Below are 15701 nucleotides of genomic sequence, written 5' to 3'. Positions count from 1 at the left end.
TCGACGAAGTTCCGGTGATCCTGGAACTGATACAGAAACTGAAGGCCGACATGGACCGGACCATTTTGCTGGTCGAGCACAAGATGGATGTGATCCGCAGTCTCGCGGACCGGATCATCGTTCTTCACAACGGTGAGCTTGTAGCCGATGGCGACCCGGCTGAAGTGATCGCTCTGCCAGTTGTTCAGGAAGCTTATCTCGGCAAAGCGCCTGAGGCAGCATAATGGCTCAAACACTTCTTTCCCTATCGGGCGTTCACACGCATATCGGGCCGTATCATATTCTGCAGGGCGTGGACCTTGTGGTGCCGGAAGGCGGTGTAACTGTGCTTCTCGGTCGGAACGGCGCAGGTAAAACCACGACACTCCGTACGATCATGGGCCTTTGGACGGCCAGTCAGGGCGAAATCCGATTTCAGGATCGTGCCATTACCAAACTGGATACGCCCGAGATCTCCAGGCGGGGAATTGCCTTCGTTCCGGAGGATATGGGCATCTTCACGGATCTGTCGGTTGCAGAAAATATGTCGCTTGCCGCTGCCAACGGGCCGATCGACGCCAAACGTCTTGGCTGGATCAAGGAGCTGTTTCCACCGATCGGAACATTCTGGAACTCGTCAGCCGGAACCTTGTCGGGTGGGCAGAAGCAGATGCTGTCGGTCGCTCGGGCGATCATCGAGCCGCGCCGCCTGATCCTGATCGATGAACCGACAAAAGGACTGGCACCGGCCATTATCAAGGCGATGACCGATGCCCTTCGGGAATTGAAGGCTACGGACACCACAATTTTTCTCGTGGAGCAGAATTTCGCCATGGCCTCGAATGTCGGTGACACGGTCGCCGTCATGGATGACGGTCGCATCATTCACTCAGGTTCCATGCGCGAACTGGTGGATGATGCCGCCCTGCAGGAGAAACTGATGGGACTGAGCCTGGAGGCGCACCAATGAGCGATACCGCGATCAAACCGAGGATCGAGAAAGTTCCGTTCAAAGATCAGTTCTTTCAGAAACTACCGGTTCTGCTCGTGCCGTTTCTGGCGGTCGCCGGTCTGGCGGCAATCGGGAACCCCGCCAGTTGGCTCACTCTGACCGTCGCCGGTCTCGCCATGGGAATGATGATCTTCATCATGGCTTCAGGACTGACAGTGGTTTTCGGCCTGATGGATGTGATCAATTTCGGCCATGGCGCATTCGTCGCCGTCGGCGCCTTTGTCGGCTTTACCGTGTTGGCCTGGTTGGCGGGCTGGACCGCATCGCCGAGTGTCATGTTGAATCTGGCCGCTGTGCTGATTGCAATTCTTGCAGCGATGCTGGTCACCGGTCTGCTGGGCTATGCGTTCGAGAGGGTGATCGTGATGCCGGTCTATGGCGAGCACCTGAAGCAGATCCTGGTTACCATGGGGGGGCTGATCGTGGCTCAACAGATGATTTATGTCGTCTGGGGGCCGGATGAGTTGCACATTTCCCGCCCCGAAGCCTTTCAGGGATCCCTGGTTATCGGTGAGGCGGCAATTGAAAAATACCGGCTTGTCGCCGTTGTCATAGGCCTCGCGCTGTTTATCGGCATGCGCCATATCCTGAAGAAGACCAAGGTCGGGCTGCTGGTGCGTGCCGGTGTGGAGAACGGCGAGATGGTTGAAGCGCTCGGCTATCGCATCCGCCGTCTGTTCCTGATCGTCTTCATGACCGGTTCCGCGCTGGCCGGGCTCGGCGGTGTCATGTGGGGGCTGTATCAGGAAACCATCACTGCCCATATGGGCTCCGAAATCATGGTGCTCGTGTTCATTGTCGTGATCATCGGCGGTCTCGGATCGGTGGAGGGGTGTTTCATCGGCGCGTTGCTCGTCGGGCTTCTGGCCAATTACACCGCCTTCCTTGCACCAAAGGTCGCGCTGATTTCCACCATCGCCCTCATGGTGGTGATTTTGATGTGGCGTCCGCAAGGGCTCTATCCGGTCGTCAAAGCGAAGTAAGGCGGAGACCAGATCATGCTGACCAGACTTCTTTCAGGCGATACGCCGCGCAGTGGACTGTTGACGGTTCTGCTGCTGATCGTTCTGATTTCGCTTGCCTTCGCTCCCTTTCTGTTTCCAGGTACCAAGTCACTTGAGACCGCCGCCCGGATTTGCATCTTTATCGTGCTGGTGGCGAGCTACGATCTGCTTTTGGGATATTCCGGCATTGTCTCATTCGCGCATACGATGTTCTTCGGCATCGGCGCCTATGGAACGGCACTGGCGCTCAACGCCGCCGGACCGAGCTACTGGTCGCTGATCTGGGGGACTGCGGCAGGTGCCGTGATTGCGGCGGCATTCGCACTTGCGATTGGGTTGTTCTCCTTGCGCGTGAAGGCAATATTCTTTGCCATGGTGACGCTGGCGGTGGCCAGTGCCTTTGCCGTCCTGGTGTCGCAGATGTCCTGGCTCACTGGCGGTGAGGATGGTCTCAATTACAAGATCCCGCGTGAGCTGACACCCGCTTTCAAACTGGTCAAGGAGAAGGTGTTCGGCGTTCGAATAAACGGCAAACTGCTGGCCTATTATCTGGTGTTTTTTGCTTCAGCGATCCTTTTCCTGGTCATGCTGCGGATCGTCAACTCGCCCTTCGGCCGGACCCTGAAAGCGGTGCGCGACAATGCTTTCCGTGCCGAGGCAATTGGCTACCGGGTTGTCTGGTACCGGACAACTGCGACAGTGCTCTCCGCGATCATGGCTGCACTGGCCGGGTCACTCCTGGCTATCTGGCTGCGCTATACCGGTCCGGCGACCACGCTTTCCATGGAAATCATGATCGACATCTTACTGATGGTCGTGATAGGGGGCATGGGCACGCTTTACGGAGCGGTGCTCGGGGCAACGCTTTTCATTCTGGCTCAGACCTATCTTCAAAATCTGATGGGTGTGGCAGCCGACGCGACCAGCGCAGTTCCCTTCGTTTCCACGCTTGTTGCGCCTGAACGCTGGCTGCTCTGGCTGGGGGTCTTGTTTATCTTGTCGGTCTACTTCTTCCCAAGTGGAATTGTCGGACGATTGCGGTCAGGGCGTGCGTGAGCAAAAACCAACTCCATATACGCGATGAAGGGAGAGGGCGTCCGCTGGTGCTCGTCCATGGCTGGTCCTGTCCCGGGCAATTCTTTTGTCATCAGGTCGAGCAGCTCAAGGCCCATGCGCGTTGTATAACGCCGGATCTTCCGGGACATGGAAAGACCTGCGATCTCGTGCCGCTCAGCATTGAAGCGTCGGCGGATGCGCTTTACGGCTATCTGCGGGATCAGGATCTGAGCGACATTGTCGTCTGTGGCTGGTCAATGGGTGCGCTGGTTGTCTATTCCATGCTCGAGCGATACGGAGGCGATCGGTTTTCCGCCGTTGTTGCTATCGATATGTCACCGAAGGTCCTGAACACACTAGACTGGTCCAACGGAACATTGAGCGGGCTGACCCCGGAACTCAACACGCATTTTCTTGAAGCCATCGTGGCCGACTGGCCGAAGCTTCCGTCAAGAATTGCCAGAAGGCTGTTTGCTGAAAACGAGCGAACAAATCCAGGCACGCTGGACTTCGCCCGCAACGAAATTGCCAAGGCCGATCCACAATTGCTTCAACCGATGTGGAAATCGCTGACGGCGCAGGATTTCCGGCAAACGCTTAAGACCCTGAAGCTGCCGTTTCATCTGGCAGCAGGGCTTCAGAGTTTTCTTTACGGTCAAGGTGTCCATCGCTGGCACGAGGAAAATGTTGCAGATTTTCACCTGCACGGATTTGAGCGTTCCGGCCATGCGCCCCATCTGGAAGAACCGGAGAAGTTCAACGAGCTATTGCTGACGCTGATCCGGCAGTGATGTCAGTGTCCGTCTCCGAATTTCGACTTCACAAATTCGATGATGCGGTCAAGAAAAGTCAGCATCAGAAATACCGCCAGCATTCCGACGAAGAAGCGCATATCGGTCAAAAGCGTGCCGCGTGCGAACTCGCGAGCGCCGATATTGGCGTAGCGCCAGACGTAATACGCAACCGCGGCAAGTGCTGCCGTCAACACGAGCGATGTCAGGATCGTCTGCCAGGCAGGCTTTTGAGGTTTTTCGCTCATTTCAACACCCTCGCCGTCGCAAGATCGACCTTGAAGACCATCAGATCGTCAAGCCGCTCGACATCTCCTTCGACTTCGATGAAGAGCGCCAACAGTGGCTTGATTTCGTCGCCGAGGAGATTTCCCTCCTTGTCGGCCATCAGGAAGAAATTTCGGTTTTCGACCGGGCCAGAGGAGACGAAAACAGGTGGAATGCCACCAGTCAGGCAGAGGTCCGCGCAGGCCTTGTGCGCCAGCCCGCGGCCGGGGCGCATCGCCCCTGCATAACATTTGCCGTCGCAGATTTCGCCTGTCAGTTTCCAGCGACCGAGCGGGACAGGTTCGGCAGGGGTGAAGCCTCCAAGCTGGTCTTCGCTCGCCTCGACCCGCCCGACCTGGATCATGGTGAGATCGCCCCGGTTGACCGGAACACCGCGCACCATTACCGGGTTGCCTTCATTAGACTCGGTCTGGGAGAAAACCCCGCGCTTGCCCTGGCCGGCAAGCATATAGGATCTGGCAGGCGTGTCACCGTCGGCCGGAACGCGAAAAACCGGGTACGGGCGCAATTCCAGAAGTCCCTTGTTCTCATAGCGGTTGCCCCACTGAAATCCGCCATTGCCCGGATCGTTCTGCGTCGACGACAAGGCCAGGGCTGCCAATCCCAGGCCGCCGACAAAACAGACCGCGAAAACCGCCAAAAAGGACACAAGCTGTCTCGGGATTGCGTTCAGGTATCCGACAAAGAACGGAGCGTCCTTGGTTTGTTTCCAGCTCATGCGGCGGCTCCTATCTCAGTCGGTTCCACATGGGTGCCGGGCGGCAGGGCATTCGGGTCCAGCAGAATTGTCGACCCAATGAGCTTCAGCCGGTAGGTCGAGATTTTTTCTGTAAAGGGTTCCGGTGCACGGCCATCTGCCAGATTGTACTGGTACCCGTGCCAGGGACAGGTGATGCAGCCCCAGAGCACCTTGCCTTCGCCCAACGGACCATTCTGGTGTGCGCAGGCATTGGTGATCGCCGAAAGCTTGCCGTCGTATTTGAATATCGCGACCCGCTCATCTTCCGACAAGGTGACAACCTTGGCGCAATCGTCATCGATTTCATCGACCTCTCCTGCAACCACCCAGCCTTTGTCCTGCAGAGCGGCTTTCGCGGTTTCTTCGCCCTTGTCTCTGCTGGCTTCCATGCGGCCAGTGGCGAAATGAAGGCCGGAGACAAGAACCACGCTTGCAGCAACCACACTGGTGAAAATCGGGTCCGCCGGACCCTGTAGCGCGCCGAGTGCCACATGAAGGACGACCGCGACGTAAGCTACATAGATGGACATATGCAGCGCCTTCCAGAGCGGTGCGCCCAGGAAGCTCAACCAGAAATCATGGCTTGTCGCAGCCAGAACGAACAGGATCAGCAGTGCGACAATGCCGAAGACTTCAAAGGGAAACCCGAGGATCTGGCCGTAGTTGGTGTTGGAGGACAAAAGGGCGACGAATTTGTCTGTCGGCGAGAAACTGAAGTACCACCCCAACACATAGTTGGCGTGCACCGCTGCAATACCCGCAGTCATGACACCGAAATGCCGCCGATTGTAAAGAAGCGGCAGAAACCGGCGGTCAAGCCTTGCGAGCGGGCCTATGCAAAGGATGACAGTCAGCATCAGGAAGGCGCAGCTGCCGAAGGCACGCATTCTCAGGATCGCACCGTCAATCGGTTTGGTGACATCTTCGAAACCGGGTGCGAAACGGATAAAGACGTAAAGATAAAGCGCCACTGCGACCAGAAGGACGGCGTCGTAAAAGATCCGGTTCCAGATGACCGGCATGTACTGAACACTCATTGACCCGCCTCCGCGCCGTTCGGGGCCTCGATCAGAACAGCTGGCCGGTCCGCAGGTGGCGTTTGGCGCAGGGCCAGGATTGTGAAAAAGGCGAGCGGCAGCAAAACAACCAGGACGGTCCAGATGCGAGCATGTGCGGTGCGGTGTGCCCGTTTCATCTGCGGGCCTCCCCAAATTTCTCCAGCACATACCAGCGGTACAGCACCAGGGGCCAGATCAGGCAGATGCCGGGTATCAAAAGTGGCCGAAATGCATAGGAGCCACGCGCCGAGGGTTCCACGCGATCAACTCCGATGACAAGAAACAGTGCTGCGACCACTCCACCTGCCATCAGGTAGTATTGGCCCAGATCGATCAGAAATGCGCTTATCTGCAATATGTCCCCCCTATACCAACAAGCACTTTATCTTCTGCTGACATCACACAAGATCCGCGTCTGTTACGATCTCCACCAGCGATGGCCCATCATGTGCGATCGCTGCTCCAATTGCATCCCCTAGTTCTGAAGGATCCGTTACCCTGTGGCCATGTCCACCGCAAAGCCGGGCAAAAGCGGCAAAGGAAGGATTGGTGAGGTTCGTCTCCCAGACAGGCCACTCGCCGGATCGTTGCTCCTTTGAAATTTTGCCGAGCTCGCTGTTGTTCAGCAGGATGTGGGTGATGTTCATGCCGTATTTGACCGCCGTCGTGAACTCCATAGCATATTGACCGAAGCCGCCATCGCCGGAGATCGAGATCACCTTGCGGTTCCTGTATTGCTCGAAATCCTGTGTGGCGCACCAGGCACCGAGTGCTGCGGGAAGACTAAAGCCGATGGAGCCGAGATAGCCGGACATCAGGATCCGTTGTCCCCGAGGTTCGAAGTAACGACCGAAGGAATAGGTGTTGTTGCCGACATCCACCGGGATGATCGCATCTTCCGGACAGAGTTCGGTCAAGGCTTTGAAGACGGCGGCGGAATGAATGCCATGGCCCTGATCTTCCATCAGCCGCAGTTCCTTTTCCTCGCGCCAGATCACCCAACGCTCGGCGAGTTCACTCACCTGATCAGGTGCATCACCCGGTTTGCGGACTCGGTCCATGATGGCAGAGCAGAAGGTTCCGATTTCGCCCCAGACCGGCAAGGTCACCGGATGAAACTTGCCGAGTTGCATACGTTCAAAATCCACCTGGATGATGGGCTTGTAAGGCGCGATGCCTGTGTGGTTGGCAAAGGACGAACCAAGAGAAATGATGAGATCCGCTTCGTTCATGAACCAGCTGGCAATGGGGGTTCCCGAGCGACCGAGAACACCAGCCGCGAGAGGATGGCTGTCCGGGATCAGGCCTTTGCCCTTGAAGGTGGTCATGACCGGTGCGCCGATTTTTTCAGCCAGAGCGATGACCTTTTCGCGGACGTCCTTTGCACCATAACCGAGCACGATAGCGGGGCGCTTTGCCTCGTTGATCATCTGAACGGCATTGGAGAGGTCCTCTGACGACGGCGAGATTTCGGTGCCGCCAAGGCGTCCTTCCGGTTGCCCGGCTTTCTTGTCACTCGGATTGGTCTGAACGTCGTCGGGAAAGATCAGGTTGGCGACATCCCGCTCCACCAAGGCTGTTTTGAGAGCCAGCGACATCAATTCAGCGTGGTTTGAGGTGCTCAAAACAGGTTGCGAGAATCGGGAAACGGCCTCAAAGGCGGATTTCAGGTCGATATCCTGAAAAGCCCCGGGACCGAAAACCTGTGTCTGCACCTGACCCGTGAGAGCCAGAACCGGCGCGCGGTCGACCTTGGCGTCCCAGAGGCCTGTCAGGAGATTGGTTGCTCCCGGACCTGCGATGGTGAGGCATGCGGCCGGCTTGCCGGTCAGTTTGCCATAGGCGGAGGCGGCGAAAGCGGCTGCACCTTCGTGTCGGATGCCGACATACCCCAGGTTACCCTTGTTCACCTGTAGGCGGATGGCGTCAGCCAGGCCGAGGTTGGAATGTCCCACCATGCCGAAGACGCGTTTGACACCCCAATTGACCATCGTTTCAGCCATGACATCCGTCACGGTTCGTTCGTGCTCTGGCTCCGGTTCCAGACCGACGAAGATTGTGCCGTCTTCGATTTTCAAGGGGAAGATTTTCTGACCGGTGTCCTCATGGCCACCGGGAGGTGCGCCGGTCAGAGGATCGAAATCCCAACCGTGCCAGGGGCACCGGATCCAGCATTTGCCGTCGGAGCCCTCTTCGATTGAGCCTTCACCCAAAGGGCCGCGCTGGTGCGGACAGTGATTGTCCATTGCAGCCCACTGACCATCAAAATGCGACAGGCAGATCGACGTTGTGCGCGCCGTCACTGTTTTGACACGTCCCTCCGGCAGGTCGTCTACGTGACCAACCTTGATCCAGTCGAGATTTTGAGCGTCCATTTCGTCCTCCCTCTAGAGACCCGACAAGGTCAGGCAACGCCGCCATAGGCAACTCCGGAAAGATCTGCCATTTCCCGTTTCCAGGTGGTCAGGTCTTCCGGGTTGAACTGATTGAGATGTGAATATCCGCAGGCCCGTGCCATCACCTGCATCAGCTCCACCGAGGCTTCAAAAAAATTTGTGAGCTGGCGGGCGGATTTTTCGATTTGCAGCCGGTTTACAAGATGCGGTTTCTGAGTCGCGATGCCGACCGGACAGTTGTTGGTGTGGCAAGCGCGCATGGCGATACAGCCGATTGCCTGCATCGCGGAGTTGGATACCGCCACAGCGTCCGCGCCAAGCGCCAGAGCCTTGATGAAATCTGCCGGTTTGCGAAGACCGCCGGTGATGACCAGGGTCACGTCGGAGCGACCGAGAGTGTCCAGGTGGCGTCTTGCGCGGGCAAGCGCCGGGATGGTCGGCACCGAAATGTTGTCGCGGAAAATGATGGGTGCCGCACCGGTCCCGCCGCCGCGCCCATCCAGAATGATGTAGTCGACGCCAACTTCAAGCGCCGCATCGATGTCCTTTTCGATGTGTTGGGCCGAGAGCTTGTAACCGATTGGGATGCCACCGGTCCGGCTGCGCACTTCGTCGGCAAAGTCCTTGATCTGGGAAACTTCCGTCCAATCGGGAAAACGCGGGGGAGAAATCGCGTCTTCGCCTTCATTGAGGCCACGAACTTCCGCGATCTTGCCCTTCACCTTAGCGCCGGGCAAGTGTCCGCCGGTGCCGGTCTTGGCACCCTGGCCACCCTTGAAGTGGAACGCTTGAACCTTGTTCAGCTTCTCCCAGTCGAAGCCGAAACGGGCAGATGCCAGCTCATAAAAGTAACGGGAATTGGCTTCCTGCTCTTCCGGCAGCATACCGCCTTCGCCAGAGCAGATTCCGGTGCCCGCAAGTTCGGCCCCCCGCGCCAGGGCGACCTTGGCAGGTTCCGAAAGCGCGCCATAGCTCATGTCGGAAACAAAGAGCGGGATCTTGAGCCGCAAGGGTTTTTGCGCGTTCGGACCAATGACCACGTCGGTTCCTACCGGCGTGTCGTCCAGCATAGGCGGTCGATGAAGTTGTGCCGTAAGGAGCTGGATGTCGTCCCAATCGGGCAAATGAACCCGGGGAACGCCCATGGCATCAACCCTGCCGTGATGCCCGGTCTTGCTGAGTCCATCGCGTGCATATTGCTGGATCAAGCCATTGTAAGGCTCTTCTTCGGTACCGTGGCTGGTGTCTGCATAAAGGCCAAGATATGCCTCGCGATTGAAAGGCTGAGGGTTTTCCTCGGCCCAGACCGCGATCTCGTCTTCATCGACCAGAATGTCGTCGCCCTCGACCCAGCTTTTGAATTTCCGTAAAGCCTCTGAGTTGTTGTATTCGGATACGCCGCTGTCGAGCCGGTAATCCCAGTAGTGCACACCGCAAATCAGATTGTCGCCGTCGACATAACCATCTGACATCAGTGCGCCGCGGTGAAGACATCGGCCATAGAAAACCGAAATCTGATCGTCAAACCGAACCACGACCAGATCGACATTGGCAACAAGCGCATATTGTGGATCTCGGTCCGGCAGCGCGCTTAGTTTTGCAACAACTTGTTTTTTCATGTCTTCCCCCGGCTATCGGTTTTGCCAATCTCGGCAATGCCCTGGCTGTTTGGTTGTTGGTATCTTGATACGATCGTCAATCGGCTGGCAGCTCCGGCCTCATGGGTGGGACTTCCACCATCTCCGCAGCGCCTTCCCGTTCCGACATGCGTGCGCCGTACCATTTGGCAAGCGGGACCGCCGTAACGCCATGCAGAACCGCGCTGATCCAGACAGTGTTGACGGCCAGGATCAGCAGCTGCTCGCCGATCTCGTGGTCGATCTGGTCCACGACAAGCAGGGCGAAGAGGGCAGTGGCGAGACCGCGTGGACCGAACCATCCAAAGAAAATCCTGGTGAGCGGCGCGGCGTCGGTGCCGGCCAGCGACAACCAGACCGCTAGCGGGCGCACGATAAAGAGGCTGATCAGAATGATCGCCAGAGTCGCAGCATCAAGATGAGCAATGGCTTCGGGTACAAGAGCCAAGCCTATGAGGAAAAAAGCGCCCCAGGCGAGCATTTGCCCTTCGCTCTCGGTGAATTCGTAGATGAAGGCACATTGGCCCTTGATAACATTTCCGAAGAACAGCCCTGCGACAAACGCGGAAATGAAACCGTTCCCATCAATCATGCCGGCGGCGAGATAGGCGCTACCTGCCATCGCGATCGCACCGATGCCCTCTATCGTCGCCGTGGTCATCTTTCGACGTTTTGCCGCCAGAAACAGAATGCCGCCGACCGCGCCGATGATACCTCCGACAAGCGGGCCGAACACCAGTTGCTTGGTCCCAAACAGCAACCAGTTGGTCGTGTCCTGATGCATGACTTCGGCGGTCAGGCTGGCAAAGAGGAGGATGACGGGCAGGGCAAGGCCATCGTTCAGGCCACTTTCCAGCGTCAGGGCACGCCGGACCCGTTCAGGAACGGCCTTGTTGGTGACAACGGCCTGTCCCAGCGCAGCGTCTGTCGGGGCAAGGAGCGCAGCTGCAAGCGCTGCGACAATCAACGGGTAGGCGGACAGGAACGGGGCTGCGGCAACCGTGCCGAACACAACAGCAAGCGGCAGGCCGAAAACCAGCATGCGCAGCGGCCATTGATGACGTTTGCGCAGGGCCTGGAGGTTGATCTGGGCGGCGTCCAGAAAGAGCAGAATAATGAGCGCAAGCTCGGCAACGATGTGCAGAAGGTGCTCGGCTTCGGCCAACGGCATAAGACCGGTCTGCGCCATGAAAAAACCGAAGCCGATAAAAAGGATCGGCGCGGTCAGAATGCCGTTTGAAAGGGTTTTGGCCAGCAAGGTGTAGCAGACCGTAAACATTGCCAACATCAAAAGTCCGGTGGCCATATACGTTCTCTCTCCCGAAGCCCACGGCGACATTTGCGCAGGCTGACCTCACCTTTTCAAATCATAAGCAGATGACACTCACGTGTGGCAATCGTGAATTTCCGCTAGGTTAGTTTAACCACTCCAATCCGGAGAAGCTCCTGAATCAAATGGGGGAGCTTCTTCACCGCATCAATGCCAGCCGTTGCAGAATGCGGTCTGCATCTTCCGGGTGCGTTGCTATTTCCAGGATCAGCTTTTTCCTGACCGCATCTGCAAATGTCTCGGGGCTGTCAGCCGTCACGACAAAGGCAGCCGGACCGCCGATAATGTCGCTGTAAAAACGTTCCTCAAGATCATAGGTGACGGGCCTCCCGGAACAGTGACGGCACAGGACCGCCAGACCATTGATGACAATGCCTGAAGAGACCACGGTTTCCCGTGCTTCGCCTATGGTGGGGCCATTCCAGTTGTTGGCACTATCGGCAGACAGATCGATCACCCGTCTGAGGCCCTCGTGGTCATTGGTGTCGATCAGTTCCTTGCCTTTCAGCAGTGCGGCACCGATCGCATTCCGGCCAAAGGCCCTTCGTGGAGCTTCCATCAGTTTGCCGGCAAAATCCTGGGCGGACGCCATGCCGTCGATCACCGTCCAGCCCACCACGACATCCTGGGACAACATATCGCCCCACTCGACATAGGTGACGGCGATCTTGCCATAGGCATTGCCGGTGATCGCATTGAGCACTGACGGATCCGTGATCGCTTCGGCATAACCGGATCGTTGAAAACGGATTTCCGCGTCGTCAATGGATCCCGTCGCATCTGCGAGCAGGACAAGTTCCAGGTCCAGCTCCTCCGATTGGGCCGGAACGAGGGTCAAAAGGAACAAGGTGGCTACAACACCTAAAAACCGCATCTTTTCCGCTCCCTTCACATGAGCACCCTCAAGTAGCTAGGGCAGGAGACACAAAAAGGAAAAGGTCAAACTTCTGCTTTCTAGGGTTGTTGGGGGCTATGGATCCAACGAATCGCACGTGTGAAATTGATCGGGAATGCCAGCGTGTGATCGATATCGGGAATGATGTGATCCCGTATTTTCAATCCGGGAAAGTTGCGATTTCGCAGAGTTTTGACCAAGGCCAGCTGGTCGGAGACCATGCTTCTTCCAGTTGCGTTTTCCAACTCGCCAACACCGAAATACACGTTTGCGATCAAGTCCTCATGTTCGTCCGCATAGGATTGCTCCATCTGAAACATCAGTTTCTTGTTGAGCCAAATTGATGGGCTTGAAATAATGTAGTTCTGGAAGAGTTCCGGATTGTTGAACAGGACCCAGGTAGCAAACAGACCACCGAACGAGTGGCCTGCCAAGGTTCTGTTGGTCGGGTCTGCGCGATAGATTGTTTCGACAAATGGTAAAACTTGGGTTTCCAGAAAGTGGTGGTAGTCGTCAGCCCCTCCGGTACCGGGAGCAACGACATGTTTATAGGAATCCGACACAACTGGTGTCAGATCCCGTGTGCGGCTCTCTCTGGCGTTCTCGCCTACAGCGTATGATATGCCAACAAGGATGACTTGCTCATAGAGTGACCCAAACTCAGGAATGTGGGTGACGCCCGATGCAATTTGAAAGGCATACGGGCCATCGTTTAGATAAATGACCGGATAGTGTTTGTCGCTGTTCTCCGCCCGATCGTAGCCGCGTGGTGTTCTCACAAATATCGGATACGAGCGAGCCAGTTTCTCGGAATGTATGATGTGCACATTCGAGCGAGGGATTTGGAATCCGTGGCTCAACGGTTCGGCGTCGGTGATCGCCGTCAGGGCCAGGAGGATTAGCGGCACTAGCAAAATATTTTTGAAATTCATTCCAATTGGGTTGCATCCAAATTGGGCCGAAAGCAGGGCAAAGAGCCTTTCATGTGCACCCTTGAGACAGTCTTGAAAAGAAAAACCCGCCCTGTTGCCAAGGCGGGTTGATCATTGATGGATCTTGATTGCCGTCAGGCAACCGCGCGGGCCAGCGCGCATTGCGACCAAAGATCGTTGATTGCGTTGGCCAGATGCTCGATATCGGCAGCCGTGTGCAGCGGTGTCGGGGTGAAGCGCAGGCGCTCCGTGCCGACCGGAACCGTCGGATAATTGATCGGCTGCACGTAAATGCCGTAGGTATCCAGCAGGATGTCGGAGATCCATTTGCATTTCTTGGCATCGCCAACCATCACCGGAACAATGTGGCTCGGGTTCTCCATATGCGGGATGCCGCGCTTGTCGAGCGCCGCACGAACCTGGGCGACCCGGTCCTTATGCGACTTGCGCTCGAACGGGCTGTCCTTCAGGTGACGGATGGAGGCTGCCGCGCCTGCGGCCAGCGCCGGGGGCAAGGCCGTGGTAAAGATGAAACCGGAAGCAAATGAGCGGACAAAGTCGACGACGGTCTTGGATCCGGTGATGTAACCGCCCATGACGCCGAAAGCCTTACCAAGGGTTCCCTCGATAATGGTCAGGCGATCCATCAGACCTTCGCGCTCCGCGACACCACCACCGCGCGGTCCGTACATGCCGACTGCATGAACTTCATCAAGATAGGTCATGGCTCCGAACTTGTCGGCTACGTCGCAGATTTCCTTGATTGGAGCAATGTCGCCATCCATGGAATAGACGCTTTCGAAAGCCACAAGTTTCGGAGCATCGGGATCGTCGGCCGCCATCAGGCGTTCCAGATCGGCAACGTCATTGTGCTTGAAGACGCGTTTTTCGGCGCGGGAATGGCGAATGCCCTCGATCATTGAGGCATGGTTCAGCGAGTCCGAATAGACAATCATGCCCGGAACCTGAGAGGCGAGAGTGCCGAGAGCAGCCCAGTTGGAAACATAACCCGATGTGAAAATCAGAGCTGCTTCCTTGGCGTGCAGGTCGGCCAGCTCCTGCTCCAGAAGAACGTGGTAGTGGTTGGTTCCGGAGATGTTGCGGGTGCCACCTGCACCTGCGCCGCATTTTGAAAGGACATCCTGCATGGCTCCGACCACCTTGTCGTGCTGACCCATGCCGAGATAGTCATTCGAGCACCATACGGTCACGTCCTGAACGGAACCGTCTTCGCGATAACGTTTTGCGCGGGGAAAATCTCCGGCCAAACGTTCGAGGTCTGCAAAGATCCGGTAATTACCATTGTCATGAAGTTTGCCAAGGCGCTCTTCCAGATACGCATTCACGTCCATGATACCGGTCCTCTTTTCGCTGGCCCTCATGCCAGCGCCTCTCTTATTGTGCCGCCCAGTTCGCATCCAGGCGGTTTTTCACGTCCGAGACCTTGCAGCGCTATTTCAGCCTAGCAGGTAACTTATATCTATTCAAAACTGCATTACCAAAAATTTATCCTTGATCAAGGTCAATTTGGTTGGATGCGTCCAAACGTCATAGGAGCAAAACCCCGGGGATTGGCCCAACTTTTTGTTGTTGATTGTGTTCCGAAGCAGGGGCGACGCATAGCCTTGAATTTCGAGCAGGTGCTTTAAGTCTATCCTTTAAGTTCATCATCCTGGCCGGCAGAATCAGCATTCCCAAAAGCTCGGTCGTTTCAGCCTTGAACAGCACGCGCGAGATTGTTTCAGGAGTGTCACTCTCGTTCTTTTGATCGGCGATATTCCAATCGGCAGAATCTGAAATACGACCCACACAAAGAAATCCTTGCTTTCATGAGATAAACATGAATACTGATTCATGTTTCATGAACGTGGGAGGAACCGGACGTGAGCACATCGGCCGGACAAGCAGAAGCGCAACAAAAGGCGCCGGGAAACCAACCCAAGACTGCCCGTGGAGAGGCTACGCGCCGGTCAATCCTGAGTGCGGCAGAGCGGGTCATCGGCGCAAAGGGATATAACGACGCCTCCATCGGCCACATTACCAGTGAGGCAGGTGTCGCCCAAGGCACGTTCTACATCTACTTCAAGACCAAGGAGGAAGTGTTTTCCGAGCTGGTTCTCGAAATGGGCCGACTGGTCCGCCACAAGATTGCAGAAGCGACACAGGGTATCGAGAACAGGCTGGACGCCGAGAAGGTTGGCCTGAAGGCTTTTCTGGAATTTGTTCGCGCTCATCCGGATCTCTATCGTATTGTTCAAGAAGCGCTGTTTGTCGATCCAGATGCTTACGAAGCCTACTACACGACATTTGCAGACGGTTATCGCAGCGGACTTTCGGCTGCCGCGGAGGCCGGGCAGATATCAGAAGGTGATGTGGAAACGCGTGCCTGGGCCCTTATGGGAATTGCCCGGGCTCTCGGCGAGCAACTGGTCGTTTTCAAGTCGGAAAAACCCGTTCAGGAACTTGTTGACTGTGCATATGACCTGATAGCAAACGGTTTGAAGCCGTGAGGTCATCTTTATGACATTTGTCGAGACGGAATATCGGAATGGAGTTGTCTGGCTGTGGCTCAATCGCCCGGACC

At 56.5% G+C, this 15701-nt stretch carries 17 protein-coding genes and 1 pseudogene; 6 read left to right on the top strand and 12 right to left on the bottom strand.

All coding sequences use genetic code 11. The annotated features are described in order from the left end of the window. From K5905_RS10080 to K5905_RS10060, 5 genes and pseudogenes are all read left to right on the top strand, one after another. A pseudogene (locus tag K5905_RS10080) lies at window positions 1-224 on the top strand (ABC transporter ATP-binding protein); the annotation flags it as partial. Next, complete coding sequence (locus K5905_RS10075) at window positions 224-949, top strand: ABC transporter ATP-binding protein (protein ID WP_297583168.1); 726 nt, start codon at window positions 224-226, stop codon at window positions 947-949. The pseudogene K5905_RS10080 and the gene K5905_RS10075, both read left to right, overlap by 1 nt. Continuing rightward, window positions 946-1974 carry a branched-chain amino acid ABC transporter permease gene (locus tag K5905_RS10070; protein ID WP_297583166.1) on the top strand — a complete coding sequence of 343 codons (1029 nt, stop codon included), beginning with the start codon at window positions 946-948 and terminating at the stop codon, window positions 1972-1974. Before K5905_RS10075 ends, K5905_RS10070 begins: the two co-directional genes overlap by 4 nt. Window positions 1975-1989: 15 nt before the next feature. Beyond that, window positions 1990-3051, top strand: a complete 1062-nt coding sequence (locus K5905_RS10065; protein WP_297583164.1) for a branched-chain amino acid ABC transporter permease — start codon at window positions 1990-1992, stop codon at window positions 3049-3051. Further along, window positions 3048-3842 (top strand): alpha/beta hydrolase, encoded by a 795-nt coding sequence (locus tag K5905_RS10060; RefSeq protein ID WP_297583162.1) that lies wholly within the window; start codon window positions 3048-3050, stop codon window positions 3840-3842. Before K5905_RS10065 ends, K5905_RS10060 begins: the two co-directional genes overlap by 4 nt. Window positions 3843-3844: 2 nt before the next feature. Here K5905_RS10060 and K5905_RS10055 read toward each other — a convergent pair whose 3' ends face one another. The 12 genes from K5905_RS10055 to K5905_RS10000 form a co-directional block, all read right to left on the bottom strand. After that, window positions 3845-4090: a hypothetical protein gene (locus tag K5905_RS10055; protein ID WP_297583159.1), complete on the bottom strand. Its 246-nt coding sequence runs from the start codon at window positions 4088-4090 to the stop codon at window positions 3845-3847. Continuing rightward, on the bottom strand, window positions 4087-4848 hold the full coding sequence (locus K5905_RS10050; RefSeq protein WP_297583156.1) for a hypothetical protein: 762 nt from the start codon (window positions 4846-4848) through the stop codon (window positions 4087-4089). The genes K5905_RS10055 and K5905_RS10050 overlap by 4 nt, the downstream gene beginning before the upstream one ends. Continuing rightward, the gene (locus tag K5905_RS10045; RefSeq protein WP_297583152.1) at window positions 4845-5906 is read right to left on the bottom strand and encodes a Rieske 2Fe-2S domain-containing protein; all 1062 of its coding nucleotides are present in this window, start codon (window positions 5904-5906) and stop codon (window positions 4845-4847) included. Before K5905_RS10045 ends, K5905_RS10050 begins: the two co-directional genes overlap by 4 nt. After that, window positions 5903-6064 (bottom strand): hypothetical protein, encoded by a 162-nt coding sequence (locus K5905_RS10040; RefSeq protein WP_297583150.1) that lies wholly within the window; start codon window positions 6062-6064, stop codon window positions 5903-5905. The genes K5905_RS10045 and K5905_RS10040 overlap by 4 nt, the downstream gene beginning before the upstream one ends. Next, a complete protein-coding gene (locus K5905_RS10035; RefSeq protein ID WP_297583148.1) occupies window positions 6061-6282 on the bottom strand; it encodes a hypothetical protein in 222 nt (73 codons plus the stop codon). The genes K5905_RS10040 and K5905_RS10035 overlap by 4 nt, the downstream gene beginning before the upstream one ends. 43 nt (window positions 6283-6325) lie before the next feature. Continuing rightward, window positions 6326-8302, bottom strand: a complete 1977-nt coding sequence (locus K5905_RS10030; protein WP_297583145.1) for a thiamine pyrophosphate-binding protein — start codon at window positions 8300-8302, stop codon at window positions 6326-6328. A gap of 29 nt (window positions 8303-8331) precedes the next feature. After that, window positions 8332-9942, bottom strand: coding sequence for a glutamate synthase-related protein (locus K5905_RS10025; RefSeq protein WP_297583143.1), 1611 nt, complete (start codon window positions 9940-9942; stop codon window positions 8332-8334). Between the two features lie 76 nt (window positions 9943-10018). Further along, window positions 10019-11266 (bottom strand): cation:proton antiporter, encoded by a 1248-nt coding sequence (locus K5905_RS10020; protein ID WP_297583141.1) that lies wholly within the window; start codon window positions 11264-11266, stop codon window positions 10019-10021. Between the two features lie 163 nt (window positions 11267-11429). Further along, window positions 11430-12164 (bottom strand): DUF1194 domain-containing protein, encoded by a 735-nt coding sequence (locus K5905_RS10015; RefSeq protein WP_297583139.1) that lies wholly within the window; start codon window positions 12162-12164, stop codon window positions 11430-11432. Between the two features lie 80 nt (window positions 12165-12244). After that, window positions 12245-13117 carry an alpha/beta hydrolase-fold protein gene (locus tag K5905_RS10010; protein ID WP_297583137.1) on the bottom strand — a complete coding sequence of 291 codons (873 nt, stop codon included), beginning with the start codon at window positions 13115-13117 and terminating at the stop codon, window positions 12245-12247. A 134-nt stretch (window positions 13118-13251) separates the two neighbouring features. Continuing rightward, complete coding sequence (gene hemA / locus K5905_RS10005) at window positions 13252-14469, bottom strand: 5-aminolevulinate synthase (protein ID WP_297583170.1); 1218 nt, start codon at window positions 14467-14469, stop codon at window positions 13252-13254. A 196-nt stretch (window positions 14470-14665) separates the two neighbouring features. Continuing rightward, window positions 14666-14926: a hypothetical protein gene (locus K5905_RS10000; RefSeq protein WP_297583135.1), complete on the bottom strand. Its 261-nt coding sequence runs from the start codon at window positions 14924-14926 to the stop codon at window positions 14666-14668. Between the two features lie 74 nt (window positions 14927-15000). Between K5905_RS10000 and K5905_RS09995 the strand changes: the two genes are divergently transcribed. After that, window positions 15001-15627: a TetR/AcrR family transcriptional regulator gene (locus tag K5905_RS09995; protein ID WP_297583134.1), complete on the top strand. Its 627-nt coding sequence runs from the start codon at window positions 15001-15003 to the stop codon at window positions 15625-15627. Window positions 15628-15701 lie beyond the last annotated feature (74 nt).

The organism is Roseibium sp. (assembly GCF_025698965.1).
In the GTDB taxonomy this organism is placed as follows: Bacteria; Pseudomonadota; Alphaproteobacteria; order Rhizobiales; family Stappiaceae; genus Roseibium.
Note: the sequence above shows the minus strand (reverse complement) of the source record. Positions and strands in the feature narration are given on the sequence as shown.

What these genes read in the sequence shown, in the direction of transcription:
- K5905_RS10010 (WP_297583137.1), bottom strand. Translation starts at nt 13,117, where the DNA reads ATGAATTTCAAAAATATTTTGCTAGTGCCGCTAATCCTCCTGGCCCTG.
- hemA (WP_297583170.1), bottom strand. Translation starts at nt 14,469, where the DNA reads ATGGACGTGAATGCGTATCTGGAAGAGCGCCTTGGCAAACTTCATGAC.
- K5905_RS10015 (WP_297583139.1), bottom strand. Translation starts at nt 12,164, where the DNA reads ATGCGGTTTTTAGGTGTTGTAGCCACCTTGTTCCTTTTGACCCTCGTT.
- K5905_RS10055 (WP_297583159.1), bottom strand. Translation starts at nt 4,090, where the DNA reads ATGAGCGAAAAACCTCAAAAGCCTGCCTGGCAGACGATCCTGACATCG.
- K5905_RS10045 (WP_297583152.1), bottom strand. Translation starts at nt 5,906, where the DNA reads ATGAGTGTTCAGTACATGCCGGTCATCTGGAACCGGATCTTTTACGAC.
- K5905_RS10065 (WP_297583164.1), top strand. Translation starts at nt 1,990, where the DNA reads ATGCTGACCAGACTTCTTTCAGGCGATACGCCGCGCAGTGGACTGTTG.
- K5905_RS10050 (WP_297583156.1), bottom strand. Translation starts at nt 4,848, where the DNA reads ATGAGCTGGAAACAAACCAAGGACGCTCCGTTCTTTGTCGGATACCTG.
- K5905_RS10075 (WP_297583168.1), top strand. Translation starts at nt 224, where the DNA reads ATGGCTCAAACACTTCTTTCCCTATCGGGCGTTCACACGCATATCGGG.
- K5905_RS10030 (WP_297583145.1), bottom strand. Translation starts at nt 8,302, where the DNA reads ATGGACGCTCAAAATCTCGACTGGATCAAGGTTGGTCACGTAGACGAC.
- K5905_RS10020 (WP_297583141.1), bottom strand. Translation starts at nt 11,266, where the DNA reads ATGGCCACCGGACTTTTGATGTTGGCAATGTTTACGGTCTGCTACACC.
- K5905_RS10040 (WP_297583150.1), bottom strand. Translation starts at nt 6,064, where the DNA reads ATGAAACGGGCACACCGCACCGCACATGCTCGCATCTGGACCGTCCTG.
- K5905_RS10070 (WP_297583166.1), top strand. Translation starts at nt 946, where the DNA reads ATGAGCGATACCGCGATCAAACCGAGGATCGAGAAAGTTCCGTTCAAA.
- K5905_RS10025 (WP_297583143.1), bottom strand. Translation starts at nt 9,942, where the DNA reads ATGAAAAAACAAGTTGTTGCAAAACTAAGCGCGCTGCCGGACCGAGAT.